Origin of the sequence: Massilia genomosp. 1 (assembly GCF_011682185.1) — a bacterium.
Lineage (GTDB): Bacteria > Pseudomonadota > Gammaproteobacteria > Burkholderiales > Burkholderiaceae_D > Telluria_A > Telluria_A rubra.
On sequence record NZ_WHJF01000136.1, the window covers coordinates 1 to 14,944 of the forward strand.

General features: G+C 53.7%; 13 protein-coding genes and 1 pseudogene. 6 read left to right on the forward strand and 8 right to left on the reverse strand.

Annotation, left to right across the window (positions count from 1 at the left end; translation table 11 throughout):
- The 5 genes from F1735_RS29985 to F1735_RS30005 all read left to right on the forward strand — a co-directional run.
- A partial coding sequence (locus F1735_RS29985; RefSeq protein WP_167240331.1) for a hypothetical protein occupies positions 1-218 on the forward strand: 218 nt, incomplete at its 5' end.
- On the forward strand, positions 181-753 hold the full coding sequence (locus F1735_RS29990; protein ID WP_167240332.1) for a hypothetical protein: 573 nt from the start codon (positions 181-183) through the stop codon (positions 751-753). The genes F1735_RS29985 and F1735_RS29990, both read left to right, overlap by 38 nt.
- A gap of 405 nt (positions 754-1,158) precedes the next feature.
- Entirely contained in the window at positions 1,159-2,217 is a 1,059-nt protein-coding gene (locus F1735_RS29995) for a ParA family protein (protein ID WP_167240333.1), read from the forward strand.
- Positions 2,214-3,269, forward strand: a complete 1,056-nt coding sequence (locus tag F1735_RS30000; protein WP_167240334.1) for a ParB/RepB/Spo0J family partition protein — start codon at positions 2,214-2,216, stop codon at positions 3,267-3,269. Before F1735_RS29995 ends, F1735_RS30000 begins: the two co-directional genes overlap by 4 nt.
- Before the next feature lie 258 nt (positions 3,270-3,527).
- Positions 3,528-4,478 carry a hypothetical protein gene (locus F1735_RS30005; protein ID WP_167240335.1) on the forward strand — a complete coding sequence of 317 codons (951 nt, stop codon included), beginning with the start codon at positions 3,528-3,530 and terminating at the stop codon, positions 4,476-4,478.
- 51 nt (positions 4,479-4,529) lie between these two features.
- Here F1735_RS30005 and F1735_RS37960 read toward each other — a convergent pair whose 3' ends face one another.
- The 8 genes from F1735_RS37960 to F1735_RS30045 form a co-directional block, all read right to left on the reverse strand.
- Entirely contained in the window at positions 4,530-5,651 is a 1,122-nt protein-coding gene (locus F1735_RS37960; protein WP_167240336.1) for a tyrosine-type recombinase/integrase, read from the reverse strand.
- Positions 5,652-5,714: 63 nt separating this feature from the next.
- Positions 5,715-6,686, reverse strand: a complete 972-nt coding sequence (locus tag F1735_RS30015) for a DNA-binding protein (RefSeq protein WP_167240337.1) — start codon at positions 6,684-6,686, stop codon at positions 5,715-5,717.
- A 223-nt stretch (positions 6,687-6,909) separates the two neighbouring features.
- Positions 6,910-7,335: a hypothetical protein gene (locus tag F1735_RS30020; protein ID WP_167240338.1), complete on the reverse strand. Its 426-nt coding sequence runs from the start codon at positions 7,333-7,335 to the stop codon at positions 6,910-6,912.
- 89 nt (positions 7,336-7,424) lie between these two features.
- Positions 7,425-7,808 (reverse strand): hypothetical protein, encoded by a 384-nt coding sequence (locus F1735_RS30025; protein ID WP_229506035.1) that lies wholly within the window; start codon positions 7,806-7,808, stop codon positions 7,425-7,427.
- A 577-nt stretch (positions 7,809-8,385) separates the two neighbouring features.
- On the reverse strand, positions 8,386-9,078 hold the full coding sequence (locus F1735_RS30030; RefSeq protein WP_167240339.1) for an IS6 family transposase: 693 nt from the start codon (positions 9,076-9,078) through the stop codon (positions 8,386-8,388).
- Between the two features lie 290 nt (positions 9,079-9,368).
- A complete protein-coding gene (locus tag F1735_RS30035) occupies positions 9,369-9,731 on the reverse strand; it encodes a hypothetical protein (RefSeq protein WP_167240340.1) in 363 nt (120 codons plus the stop codon).
- A 5-nt stretch (positions 9,732-9,736) separates the two neighbouring features.
- Entirely contained in the window at positions 9,737-11,998 is a 2,262-nt protein-coding gene (locus tag F1735_RS30040; protein ID WP_167240341.1) for an RHS repeat protein, read from the reverse strand.
- Positions 11,998-14,247, reverse strand: coding sequence for a DUF6531 domain-containing protein (locus F1735_RS30045; protein ID WP_167240342.1), 2,250 nt, complete (start codon positions 14,245-14,247; stop codon positions 11,998-12,000). The genes F1735_RS30040 and F1735_RS30045 overlap by 1 nt, the downstream gene beginning before the upstream one ends.
- 486 nt (positions 14,248-14,733) lie before the next feature.
- Between F1735_RS30045 and F1735_RS38605 the strand changes: the two are divergent.
- Positions 14,734-14,820: pseudogene (locus tag F1735_RS38605) on the forward strand (IS6 family transposase); the annotation flags it as partial.
- Between the last annotated feature and the right edge of the window lie 124 nt (positions 14,821-14,944).

Genomic DNA, 14,944 nt, shown 5'->3' on the forward strand with positions numbered 1-14,944 from the left:
GCCGCCACGCCGCCCATTGCGTGGCGTGCGCGAATTTTCCTGATGGCGCACAGATCCTGCGCGAGCTGCTTGCTATCGTCGGCAACGACGGCTATGCAATGACCGCCCTCACCCTGGGCGGCTACCGTAAGGATCTCGGCACCACCATCGCCAACTATCTCGACCTTTACACACCACGACATGAACGACTTGATCGCGCGACTGCGCCTCGCCAATGATCCGACTGCCGACGCGGCCGCCGACCACATCGCCGCGCTAAGTGAACGCGTCGCGATCCAACAGACCATAATGGACCGCGCGGCCAGCATTCTGGTCGAGGCAATTGCATCAACGGACGGCATCAATGAAGCACAGGCCGAGGCATGTGTCGGCAGCATTCGCGGCCAGCTGGCCAAGGTCAGCAAAACAACCGCCGAACATTACCTTGAGTTGATCTGCGACCGCGTCGCCGCCATGGCCGGCATCGGACCGAACATAGCATTCAATCCCCTCACTGCACTGGACCAGATTCGGGTTGTCTTGCATGCGCAGGAGCAGAACGCCGAACGCCTTGAGTGGGCGATGTCGGTACTGTGGGCGCCGGCCGACAGCGAGAACAAGCCGCACCTGGTGGTGCGCACCAAGGGTACGCGGGCGATCATCCGCAAGTTCCCGAGTGGCACAACCTGGCTCAATGCGGTCGACCAGCTGCTGAACGAAGGAATCGCAAAGCGAGACACGGGCGACCCAGCGCCGGCCGAGGCGCGGGCATGACGGCGCGACCGAAGCGGGGTCCGTTGACGCCGGCGGCAATCCTTGACCTGGCCAACGCACACGCGACATCCAGGGAAAATACGATCTACCGCTTTTCAAAGAGGGCGTGATCGCCTTTGCCGCGGCGATCGCTGTGACGATGCGGCTGCTCGACGAGGATGCTGGCCGCGTCAATACGCTGGCCCGCAACGCTGGGTGTCACAGGGTGCGATGGTGGAGCCGGCGAATGGCACGACAAACCTCCAGACCGCAATCGAAATGAAACATAGTCTGCTCAATTTTGCAACGGCCAGTTTGAAGATAACCAGCCTCATCTTGCATCACGGACGTTTGTTAGAAAATTCCTCTTTTAAACGTCCAATGTTAACGCTATGATCCGAGACACTATTTAATCTCGGGCATAGCATGGCAATGATCACTAGGGAGTTTCAGGGCGTAAAGGCAAAGTTCGCGCTTGAACTTACCGGCTTTAACGGAACAGCGAAGATGTTCCGATCCAAATTTCGTGATGCGGGCGACAACGTACACGCACTTTACAGTGCGCGGCAAATTCGTGAAATCCGCATGAAATTGTTGGATATTCCTCTTGATCTCCCCCGCCCGCTGAAGCAACCGCCTCTGATTGTAGACCGTACAGCGAAAGGTGGCGTCGGTAAAACTACTATCGCTGGGAATACCGCTACATGCCTTGCTCTGTCTGGCTACAAGGTTCTGCTAATCGACGGTGACCCTCAAGGAACACTCACCGGGCTGTTCGGCATCAACCCGCTCACTGAAGACATTACTCATGTTGGCGACCTGATGAAACGCGCCTCGAATAATGTCACGACAGAAATTCAAGATGCGGTGCGGCCAATCTATGACGGAGGAATGCTCGATCTGATTCCTGCGGACATCACGATGGCAAACGACTCATGGCTCATGGGCACCTTGAACCGTGAACAAGCTTTTGTCCGCCTTCTCGAACAAGAGGCTAGCTTCTTCAGTCAGTACGACGTCATCATCGTTGACTCAGCCCCAGGATCGTCTTTACTGGCCACCACTTTTATGTTGGCATGCAAGCTGCTCTTAGCGGTTGTCACTCCTGAGCCTCATTCAATAGCCGCTATGGATGTGCTGGCATCGAACGTACATGAAATCAACTCAGCATTCAAAAATCGAGATGCCAATCTCGAAGTGCATATTGTCGTGAATAAATATAATCAGACGAAGAAGCCGCACAACGAAATGCTTGCTACGCTCCTTGCTCAATATCCCAGCCGAATCAACGACGTCATCGTGCGGGATTTTGTGGGGTTTCTACGCGAAGCTGATCCAAACAATACGATTACAAACGGTACGGTGTTGGAAAAGGAGCCGAACTCTGTCGGCGCGCGAGACATTATTGACCTGACAAAGTCACTTATCAAACGCTATGATATTCGGTTGGACTATCGGACTACTGCCTCCGGAGCTCCGGTATGAGCAATTCAAGACCAGGCCTCAAGGTATCAGGATTAATTTCCAGTGGGAAAATTTTTGCTAAGGAAGGCGTGAAAGTTTCTCATGCCTTTGATGCGCCGCCCTCCTCTCCAGATTCAGTCACGCGGGAAGAAATGCCACCACGACTTTCCCCCAACGTTGCAGACTCCGGCGCCCCTATACAGTGGGAACTTGTAACCGACGAACTGCACTATATTGGTGTGGATCTCGTTGTTGACAGTCCTTTCCAGACGGAAGAGGACGCCAAGGGCCGTTACGATGCAGAGAGTATTGATGAGTTAGCGCACACAATGGCGAAGACTGGTCAACAAGAGCCTATTGTAGTTCGATGGATGAATGGACGCTTCGAGTTGATTGCGGGCCACCGGCGGATCAGAGCCGCCAGGTCGATGGGCTGGACGGAAATTCTGGCGCGAATCGTTAAATTAGACGATGCCGCTGCTGAGAAGGGCCTGATGGTCCACAACGAAGGACGTAAGGAAAATAGCGACTATGCGAAGGCAAAGCTGTACGCCCGCGCTAAAGAAAAGGGGTATGCACGAACCCAAGACGACCTAGCACACATGTTTGCTACGAAACAAAGCTCTGTGTCCAAACGCCTTGCCATGCTCACATTGCCTCCCCCTATCCTTAAAATGCTCGACGCCAAGCCCGATCTGATCACTATGGGCACAGCTAAGACGATCCATGAACTTGTCGAGGAATTGCCTGGTGAAATCGACTTAGTCGTGAAAGCTGTAGAAAGGATCAAAGAGCAAGATGCGCCTGAAAAGTCAGTACGCGGATGGGTAGCGCAGATGGTACATGCGCGTACCAAAGGGCAGGAAAAGGCACGCACGGACAATGGGAAGCCGAAGGTGATTACGGACCCAGCAAATCGTCAGCTCTACACGGCTAAGCTAGAGGGTCGTGTTATTACGCTGCGCGTGAGCGCGTTGGAGCTTGATCCTGTAGAAGAACTAGCGCAAATGGTTGAGTATTTCCAGAGTAAGGCCAATGCAAAAGCTTCTACAGCTGCAATGGACGATGAGTAAAGTGGATTTACCTTTAAAATCAATGAGTTATAAAATATTCCTGAGGAATAATTTGGAATTTTTGAATTCCCAGGAGGTGGCGCTATGAACACATAGCCCTCACAAAGTAAAAAACCCCGGCCCGCAGGCTGGGGTTTTTGCTTTATGGACTACTACAACGTATTCAAGTGACGAGATGGTGCGTGAGAACTTCATCTTAGTCCGCTTGTAATACGACGTCAAACCATTTGTGGGTCTTTTGACCCTCGGAGAACGCTCGTGCTTACGATTACCTTAGATGATGTTGTAAAGCCTTACCTTCACCTTCCAACTGCTATCCAGACCGCCTTGATAAGGGTTGAAACTCACCCTACATTTAGAGCGTTAACCAAGGGTGCCTTGAAGGTACTAAAAACATTAGTTACCCGTGCATCTTCTGTCAACGGGATGGCCACGATTCGGGCGCGAGTGGACCGAATGGCCGAGGAAGCCAAGCTCTGTGAAAAGACAGTTCAAAGGTCCTTGCGTAAGTTTGCCGAATTCGATTGGGTACACCCAATGAGCGATGGGCGATCAGAGTACGGAGTATTTGAGTCGAAACGGTACGTATTCACGCCTGCTTTATGCGAGTTGATTGCCTTGCCTACCAAGTGCAAGCCGAGCCCGGCGCCTGCCCAGGAGACACAAATGTCCGACGGTGCTATATACGTTGATCTTAGTTTAAAAAAAGATCTACAGGAGATCTCGATCAAAAATCGAGAAGGGCAACCCCCAACCTTACCACCGACCGTCACCAAGATTCCGGAAGAAACTGGCATCAGCGCAACAGGCGTTTGCAAGCTACTGGGCGTCGCCCGGCGTGCCGACTACAAGCTCGAAGACGTGTACCTCATCGCCAAGCCCTACCTCGAAAAAATCGGCACCAATGCAGTCAGGTGCTATCGCTACTTGCATGCCATGCTGGTGAACCCGAAGAAGGTCGATTACGCAGGCAAGGCCGCCCAGGAGCGCCGCAATGGCGACACTGATCCTGCCAAGGCACTCGCAGCAATCGCCGCGCATTGCCGCTTCAAGCGCTACTACCACGTCAGCAATGGTATCCGCGTGCGCTTCTTCGATGGCACTGCCGAAGTTAGCCGTGATGGAAATTGCGAGCTGTATGCTGGGACGCAGATGCAGGGGCTATACAAGGGAATTGCGAATGGCAATTTGGTGGAGGTGATCGAATGATTCATGTCGCAGCCCAGACGTCACAGCCCAGCTCGCGACCATGATCGGCGATTAATTCCGGGACGAAGGATGGATCGTGATCGCAGCAATCGTTTCGGCATGGCGCTCGACATCGTCCTTGTGCAGATACCGCCCGGTGGTCTTGATCGAGGCATGGCGGGCATTATGCTGAACGGTCTTAAGCGGCACGCCACCGTTGGCCTGGTGCGTCAGCGAGGAATGCCGCAGCCAGTGCGTCGACGCGTTCGCCAGGCGAACGGCGATCTCGGGCATGTCGGCTTCCAGGGCAAGGGCATGCGCACGGCGGATCACGGCCTTGAGCGCGGCGGCGACGGCGTAATGGCTGGCGCCGCGCTGGGGGCCGCGGCTCGCCAGCACGAGCGATATCGTCTCGCCTGGCGCCGGCAGCGCGGCCAGGCCGAACGCTTGCCGGTACTGGCGGAATTCGGCGAGCAAGGATGGTGGGACAGGGACTTTTCCGCGCCTACTACCCTTACCCAGGACATGCAGCCACCATGCTCCGCTGTCGTCGCGCCGGATACTGCGCATGTCCGCGCCGACGAGTTCATTCAGGCGCGCGGCCGTGAGGTAGTAGGCTTGCACCAGGAAGCGCGCGCGGGCGCGCCGCAGGGCGGCGCCTGGCGTAGCGTCCTGCAGGACGTCGGCCGCTTCGAGCAGCAGCGAGATCGCGGCCGGGGGCAGGTGGCGCTCGATGGCTTCGCTGCCGACCGCGCGCATGCCGGTAAGCAGCTGGGCCGGGTTCGCCTGCAAATACTCGGCGGCGCAAGCCCAGCGGAACAGGCTCTTGATGACGGTCAGCGCCTGCAGCTGGGAGACGTCGGCCAGTGGGGCGCAAAAGGGTCGCCAGCGAGGGTCAGCGCGTGCAAAGCGCGTGGTGGCGATCCACTGGTCGGCCGGCTGCGGATCGGAGATGAACGCGGCGAAGGCCAGCAGGTCCTCGTAGCGCACGTCGGCGAGCTGCTTGCCGTGAACGCGTATCCAGAACAAAAAGCGGTCGGCCTCCTTGCGGCAGTTGCGTACGGTGCGTGGCGACAGGTTCGGCCGGCGCAGCCAAAGCGCAATCAGCTCTTCGTCGTCGGCGGCGCGGGTCAGAGACCCGGAGGGGAGGGGAGGTGCGCCGCCGGCGGCGAGCGGCCGATGTGGCGCTAGCACCGGTAAGACAGATTCGATGTCACTCCCCTGCGCGGGGGCGGGCAAGGGGATCGACATAGGAGCCTATTTTTTGGACGGTGGGGTCTTTGCGCGAGGCTCGTCAGGTTCGCGGTTCTCGCCGGCGCGCTTGGCGCCATCCTGAGCGGCGAGCGTATCGGCACGCATCTGGCCGCGCAGCTCGGCCGCTTCCTCGCTGGCGCGCTTGGACTCATTGCGCGCGGTGGTCACCAGAGCGCGTGCCTGCTCCAACTCGCGTGCTGCGCTTTCCAAGCGCGCCTGGCTGGCCTGTACAGCCATGTTGGCCGATGCCAGCTCGCGCGTCGCTTGCTGCGCCATCCGCTCCAGTTCGGCAATGTGGGTAACAGCTGCCAGCTCGCGCGCCTCGATCTCGCCGGCGCGACGCTCGCTTGCATCGAACTTGGCCACGGTGACCGCCGCGGCTTGCTCGGCCGCCACGCGGGCCGTGCGTTCGACGGCCAGTTCCTCGCGCGCCGCGACCAGATCTGCTTCCAGCCGCGGCATCGCCTCAAGGCGCAACTGGGCCTTGGCCAGTTCGGTTCGCGCCGACTCGGCCGCCTTGCGCTCGCGATCCATTTCGACCTGGCCGGCCTGCCAGTCGAGTTCCAATTGACCGGCTTTGCCCTGCACGGTAGCCAGTTCTACCTGGAGCGCTGTCAGCGCGTCGACCTGGCCCTCGATCTCTGCAGCCTGGCGCTCATTCTCGGTGGCGAGATCAGCCGCCTCTTGCTGTTGTTCGGCCAGTTCCGTTTCCAGCGCCGCTTTCGCGCTGGACAGTTCCTGTCCCATAAATTCCAGAATGGCGCGCTGCACTCCCGCCGGCAAGGTCAATGCGCTGGCGATCTTCTTTTCCCGATCCGCGCGCCATTGCTGCAACAGCTTGCTGATGGTGCCCAAGCTCCCCATGTTTCCCAGTCGCTCGCGCACAGTGCGCAAAGCCGGGGTGCTTCCGGCCGCAACCATCGCGTCCGCGATGGCGGCTACCTGGGCCAGTGTGATGCTCGCTTCTCTACCCATTGCTTGTTCCCCGTTCGTAATGATACGATATGATATGAATGAAATGATACGATATGAATTATCGGAGAAAAAGCAACGTAGTACCTTTCTTCTGCAGCAAGTGTAGCGCGGTTTGCCCGAGATATGGCGGGGTTCACCAACGCGTGATTAGGGCAATAATCACGCGTTGACCGGCAAACGAACGTTATCGCTCATCGATACGGCGCCGCGCAGAGCCGAAAATCTATGTGTTGACGTCACGAAGATGCCGTTTTGACTCCAGCAACACATTGATAAATCCCCGTACGAGTACCTGGGCTTCCGCCGGCAATGATCGTAGATCGTTGACCATGCTTGCCATGCACGGATCCATAGCGGCATCTGCTATAAGAGACGACATAGGCCGGTGGCGTTCACCCTCGCCAAATCGCAACCACGCCGCGTTTACACCTGTCCAATCTGCTAAAACCTGGATCTTGCCTTGGGTAGGTATAGCATGGCCTAGCAACCATTTGCGTGCTGCATGCGACGTAATTCTCGCTCCATCGCCTCGAAGATTAAAGCCATGCGCAACCTGCGCAGGAGAGCAACTGAGCTCTGCTTTTTGAAGTGCACTAACTAAACGTTGCCCAAAAAGGGATGACTCGTCCGCATCGGAAAATGTCTTCATACAAGAGAATTTGAGACTAAAACTATAGTATAAATCCTCTGCGCGTGTTGCCGACCTCAGTACCATGCTCACCAGGGGAATTTTCCCGATCACACCCTCTTAAGCAGCACGTCAAGAAATGCCCGTAAAATTCCACGTTCATGCGCTTTCAGTATTAATACATCCCTTACCAAAATGGCTTCGTCTGAGTCAGAACCCCCACTTGTATAGGTTTCCCTAGAACCGTAACGCAGCCACCACGGATCTACCTCAAGCCATTGCGCCAACGCGATAATCTTTTCTTGGGTTGGAATCGACTCACCAACCAACCACTTACGCGCGGCATGAGACGTAATATGTAAGTGTGGAAAATTATGATTAAATTGACGAGCTAATGCAGTTGCCCCTTTTAGCTGATATGTCTTCTGTATCTCATCTGAAAGACGCAATGAAAACTGGGCCCGGGCACTATTCGCGGCATCCTTTTTATTCATAGACCGTCCTTAAAAGTAAGGATTGAGAATATCAGTCTACGCTAGCCAAATGCCCCACTATTGATATAGCTCATATCGCCTGTATCTTCTTTACTACGAATTTGTAGAGAGGTTTGCAACAGTCACGCTAAATAAATACAAAAAATCGAGCAAAGATTCTATATATTACAGGACACATAAAGGTTAAAGTAGCAATGAAATATCGAAATTAATGCGTGTGTGCAATACTGACGGTTTCAACACCACACTAGGGAACTAATCACGCGTTCACGAACTTTCGGCATGATCGGACAGGATATCAAGGTGATGCCAGAGCAGGTCTACAATTTCAGGCCCCGTCTTGCATGAACGCTTATGCGTCCATCAGCACGTCTATTAACCCCCGGACCAGCTCCGGCTTTGCTGCGGCAAAGAAAGTAGATCGTTGACCATGCTCACCATGCGCGCATCCGTACGTGACTCTGGCGACATCGCCGAAATATTTCGGCACCGTTCACCTTCGCCGAATCGCGGCCAGGCGGTTCTGTCGCGTTGTTGAGCCCAGCACGAATTTTTTCATGTTGAGCATGCCCCCTGCTTACACTGGACGGACTTGTCCTGCCAACGCATAGAACTTGTCGGCGAATGACATGGGCGAAGCGTCATCGACGGCCAACTGGCTCTTCCGGATCATATGCATCAGCTCGATGCCAGCGATCACGGAGCCGGCAGACCGGAACGATTTGAAGTTGAGCATCGGCCTGGTCACCCGTTTGATGGCGCGATGGTCCTGCTCGACGATGTTGTTTAGGTATTTAACTTGGCGCACCAGGATCGGCACATCGCGGCCGGCGTTGATCGCATCGATCGCCGCCTTGTTGGCACCGCTCTTGTCCATCGCGACCTTGTCCGGATCGCCGTTCGCTCTCATGGCCTTGTCGAAGAAGCGCTTCGCGGCAGCCATGTCGCGCTTCGGGGTCAGCAGAAAGTCGACGGTCTTTCCCTGCTTGTCGACAGCGCGATAGAGGTATTTCCAGACGCCCTTGACCTTGACGTACGTCTCATCCATACGCCAACTGCCGCCGACCGGGCGCTTGTGTTTCCGGGCCATCTTCTCGATGAGTGGCAGGAAACGAATCGCCCAACGGTTGATCGACGAATGGTCGATCGACACGCCGCGCTCTTCCATCATCTCTTCGAGGTGCCGGTAGCTCAGCGGATAGGCCACATACCATCGGATGCAGACCAGGATAACGTCGATCGGAAAGCGCATCCCTTTGAAGTTGAGCATGTCGATTCGTCCTGAGTTCGGGCGCCGCAGTTTACATGATTGCCCCGTCGACGTTCGCTAATGCGACAGAACCTTTCTGCGTCATTCGTTCTTGCCTCGACACGCTGCGCAAACAGGACCACAACATGCTCGCCGTGCTACAGCGCGCGTTTGCGGGCAATCCTATCCGGGCTCTTGCATAGCGGCTGAACAGTCACCGGATAGCATACCAACAGGCTACGGACTATTCAGTCCGCGCCCATTTGTCAGCACTAACCCTCAGCCTAGCGTAATGTCCACAGCAGCGCCTATTACTTTAAAATGAACCCATGATCCACTGAAAGCAGTTGGTCAATCGCTACTGACTCACCAAAAAAGCTCGCTTCTAGAACTGGCCCTTCAGACGAATATCTAAATAATATGAAATCTGCACCAACGGACAGACTCGAATGAGCAGCTTGGGCATTTAAACGCGATTTTTCAGGCGCAATTTCTTTAAGATCGCATTCATATAAATCAAGATAGAACCCAGCACAGCGATGCACATCAAGCACATCAGGACTGAGTGTCCGGCCCTTGGGGCGCATTTTTTGCACAAGAAAACGAGCGCGCTCCGGATCTTTTATTTCTTCAAGAATCATTCTTATAAGTACGCTGCGCTCCAACGAGGTCATAGGTATCATCGTGGTATGAACGCTGTAGCGAGTCGAAAGACACCATTAGCCATTTGGCCTCGAACGGTAAGCTGTACACCATTTACCACTACGACAAACTCCTGCATCAGCAAATAATTAGGGTTCGCTTTAGCCCTCGCTGCGGCCTGAATAGCTTGCACCGCCTTACCTTTAGAGCCGCACGCTTTAATTAGCGGGTTCATATTATGCATGGCTTTGCCAAAAATGTGCGTAATTTTATTTGCGTTTGCTGCAGCCTCGCGCAAGGCCGTACTGCTCTGCAGTCCCGAGGCTTCGAGAATTGTCTCGACTTCTGCAATATCACCTTCAATCACCGCTCGTTCAAGAGCCATCTCAGGAGTACTTTTGCTCGCAAGACCCCATGGATCGATGTAACTTAGCGGATTTCCACCAACATAGGCGTACGTATTGACCCCACCAGCAAGGCCGATGGGATCGCTTTGGATGTACCGCCCGGTTTGCGGATCGTAATCCCTGTGGTAGTTGTAGAAAAAATTTGTATTCTTGTCATAATATTGACCTGGCATACGCATATTAAAAGTAAATATACCAGTACCGCTTGGATTCTCGTTCGGGGGCGTCAAGCCAAACGGATCGCCATGATCCCATCGCCAAACAATCTTATTGTCGGTCGAGCGTGTAATCATCCGGGGGGTTCCCAAATGATCCGTATGCACATGAGAAACATTGATCGCGATGCTTTGCGTAGGTGCCGTACCCGTGACGGTTTGCGTCAGTACTGCCACCGGCATATTGCCCAGATACACTGTCTCGCGGGTCGCCTTGCCATCGGTGTAAGTGTACTCCCCCACCAATTGCCCTTGCTCGTCATAGACGAACACCCCGCCAGCGTAACCTTGAAAGACACGCTGGTCGAGTCCATTGAAGAGCTGATAGATGGTCATCGCTCCATTCTGGATGCTGTATGGGCGTCCTCGTCCGCTGTAGGTCACGACAAGGGTGCCATCGCCAGTCAGATTTCCGGCGCCATCATACTTGTTGGCTTTGGCCGGAACAGGACCTGTTGTAGCAGTCAGCTTGTTACTGGCAGGATCGATGGTGTTGGTGTAGCTGTTCGCCCCGAACCCCGCCTTGATGCGATTGCCGCTGGCATCGTAGGCGTAGGTCTGTGAAGTGCCGTTACCGCTGTAGCTGGTCAGGCGATCGAGTTCATCGTAGCCGAAGGTTTGGTTCAGGCTGGCGGGACTGGGCACCGTGCCGGTGCCCGTATGCGTATAGCCTTTGATGCGGTTGGCGGCATCGTAAATGACCGTACGCACAATACCGTTAGCCGAAGGGCTTCCCAAGCTATAACTGCTGGTGCGGCCAGTGAGGTCATAGGTACGCTGATGCGCGTACTGGTTTACCGTTACGTTGTTGCCCCACGTCCAACCCGTCGGCCCGCCGAACGGTGCATAGGTAATATTGTTCAGCAAAACGATGCTGCTGCCCGTGTTTGTTCCGGTACCGCTGGCTTGAACGGGATTTAGCACAATGCTGGTGACTCGCCCGGCAGCGTTGTAGGCATAATTCACCCTGTTACCGCTCGGGTAGGTCATGCTGGCTAACTGTCCACTGGCATTGTAGGCGTAGCTGAGCTTATGGGTCGTGTTGTAGACACCTCCAACCGTATTCTGGGTTTTGGCGGCCAGCCGTCCAAATTCGTCGTAGGTATAACTGGTATTGCCCGATTCATCTGTCATCCGGCTGATTTTGCCGATCGCGTTCGAGACTGGCGTAGCCCCGCCATCGTATTCGAAGGTCGTGCTGACCGTACCGGTGTAGTCGATGCGGATTAGGCGGTTGAGGGCGTCGTAGCCGTAGGTATTCGTTTTACCCCGTCCGTCGATGCGCGTTTTCAGGTTGCCGGCGGCATCATAGGTCGACTTGGTCAGCCCTGTGTCGAGGCTGACCAGCTCGGATTGATTGCCAAGGCCATCGACGGCATAGCGTGTCTTCAGGTTGCGCGGATCGGTCACCGTCTTCAACTGGTCGATGCCATCGTAATCCAGCTTAATCGTCGGACGTGCGCCGTTGGTTATCGGCTGCTCGATCTGCTTGATGCGGTTGAGCGCATCGATGGTGTTGTTGGTCTTTCGTCCCAGCGGATCGGTGATCTGCGTTAGATTGCCATTAGCATCGTATTCATTGGTGTAAGTCGGTTGTGGGGCGGTTTGGGCGCTGGTCAAGGTGGCCAGGACGAGCAAAACCACACCCGATATCGGACGCAGGATAGATGCGGGCATTATTGTTGAGCTCCGGTACTTTGTTGTAAGCGATTCAGCGCATCGATAAGACGCGTGCCCCGGCGTGCGAGCAGACCGTTCGGGTCCTTCATTTCGGTCATGGTCCGATTGCCCATATTATCCAACGTATAGACGATATTATTACCGAGGCTGTCAGCTATGCCGATCAGACGATGCGCATCGTCATACGTAAAGGCAACGGTCGACGCATCAGGCAGCGTAATGAGCTTCAGTTGGCCGACGCCGTCATAATCGTAAGCGGTGGCCTGAGCGATGCCGGCAGCGGTAACGGTGCGTGTCTTGAGCCACCCGCGCGGCCAGTAAGTCATTGTGGTCGTGACTTTATTTGGTTCGATAATCGTGCCGACCCGTCCATTCGCATCGTAGTCTTGCAGTGTCGTCAGGTGCCCGGCTGCATTTTTGATCGTAGACAGATTGCCTTTTTGATCATAATTATAAGTAGTGACATCGGACACGTCAGTTCGGGGCCCCTTAACGGTCCATAACATGCCATTAGGATAATACGTGTGGGTCCACTTGCGCGCGCTACCTGTCAATACCGCATTGGCGCCCTTGCTGCCATCGATATCCAACGTTGGCTGCTCGGTCTTGGTTAACACCTTGCCTAGCGTGTCGTAAGAGAAGCTAGTCACGCGCAGCGGCTCGAATATCTGCATGGGCAAACGCAAGTTGCTATGCCAAACTGTCGTGGTCGTGCGTTGCTGATCAACAATGCCGTAAGCCTCAGTGCGGCTTCCTTCTAGGTTACGCTTCATGTCATAGCTATAGCGCGTTACCACTCCGTTGAAATCGGTATAGCTTTCGATATTACCATTCCCATCGTAGGTGGTAGTAGACAGACTTACGGTACTCCCCCCAGGCTGGTATTGTTTAATTTCCTTAATCGCGCCTGCCACAGGCGCAAAAACGTATGTCCGTTCAGTACCGAGCGGGTCGGTAACGTAAGTTCGCAAGTCTGAATATTGCATCGAATATTTGTTTACTCCCCCCGCATGCTCCGTCGAGATTGCCTTGTCACGTAAATAGCGATACGTCGCATAGCGCACATTGTTTTCGTCGACGATACCCGTTAATAAATGGCCCGGAGAATCTCCTAAAGCAAATTCCCTTTCGTCATACAGATATTTTCGTTGCATTAAACCCGGATACGTAACACTTCCTAGCGATGAACCCGTTCCCTCATAATCGTAATAATAAAGTGCACCTGAAGGATCCGTCATTGTTCGAAGCTTGCCGTTCGCGTCGTACGTAAATTTCAATTGATTTCCAAAGTGATCGGTAACACTGATCAACATGTCTTCTAGCGTAGAAACATCCTTAGGCGTGGTCTTATTGCTATACTCCATTTTTTGGATTAGCCCTGCATGATCGACAATTGAGGTCAACATCCCTCGCGCATTATAAAACTCCCGCGGCCCATTAGCGAGCGATCCGACTTCCCAGCCTGTTCCAGTCTTTATTAACCGCTCATTGACATCTGGATCTGCTTTCCAATTCCCACCTTCTTCGTGAAAAATAATGCGGCTGTTCGGCCTGTTCAGGTAGGCAACGGAAAGGGTAACATTGTTGTCCCCATTTCTAAAACTTTGCGTCACAGCTTCAATTCGTCGGGAATAGGTATGCAGCCACCCTATCCCCAACGCAGCAATGCTTGAAGGTGGAGCGCGGAAAATCGCTTTTAACTTGCTGTCATATGTCCGTTCAAATCTCAGCCCGCCCGGACCTTTGCTTTCGTAATCGACCTCGCTCTGCTTTTTTATTCCGGAGGCACGATAGATAGGGTTTCCATCACAGTCACATGGAGGAGGATCTTTCGGGCAAAGCAAAGCATTGGCACAACGACATAGGTTTTGATGCGGCAAGTAGCCGTCGGGGCATACTTCGTTTGTACCCCATATATCTCGCCACGGCTCTGTGCGGGTGAAGTCGGGTCGATCCCTGTCGTACGAACTTACTCTGCAGACACTAGACTCGCCCGCTACCGAATTAGTATAGACACGGAAGTCATGTTGCAATTCCTTTTCAGTAAAAACAGCGCAGACTTCATCAGCCGAGTTGAAATTCCGGCTTCGACCGTCAAGCTTAGACGCATGATACGAAGAATTCATATAATAGAATTTTTGCAAAGGAAGGTCACCTGGCTGCGGAAGAGAATCTTGTGCATTGACACAAAATGAAAGTGAGAATAACAGTATTAAATTTATTGCAAATATAAATTTTTTGTACATATATTAGTTGACTGAATATAAAAACATATGGATGGTATTAGATACCGTAATTACGGCATCGTCATGAGGCGTATCTTGTAGCATCTGCAAAGATTGCCGTGATACTTAAAATTCTTCGCAGTAATATTTACAGTATTTCGTATTGTTCAGATGGTTATTATCCCATAAAGATTGGGAATTTTTCATTTTTTGTAAAATTTCTTGTGAGCATTGTTTGGTTGGTGCCGTTGATGCAAGCGTAGCTGAGCGGTTATGGAAATAGCATAACCAAAGCCACTTGATGCCGACCTTGTCAACCTAAGTAGCTAAGAAGGCGCTGATCTATGAAGATCTTACTGGCGGTGCAAAGTTTTTGATGCCGTGTTTCTGACGAGTCGCATGGGCGATATATGCACAGTTGAGGCGGTCAATTCGGTTCTGTCGCATTAGCGGAGCCGTCATAGGGATCGTGTAAACTTTGACGACCAAAAATCTGGACGAGCTGGCATGCTTAACTTCAAAGGAATGCGTTTTCTGATTGACGTCATCCTGGTCTGCATCCGCTGGTATGTGGCCTACCCGCTGAGCTACCAATCTACCGGACTTAAGCGATTGACAGCTTAACATGGCTTTTGTGTCATGTATTTGTGGGGCTTAGGCTGCTTGTTTCTGGGCTTTGATTGGCCGGGTCGGTGAAGGAACGTCTTGCGAACAATCA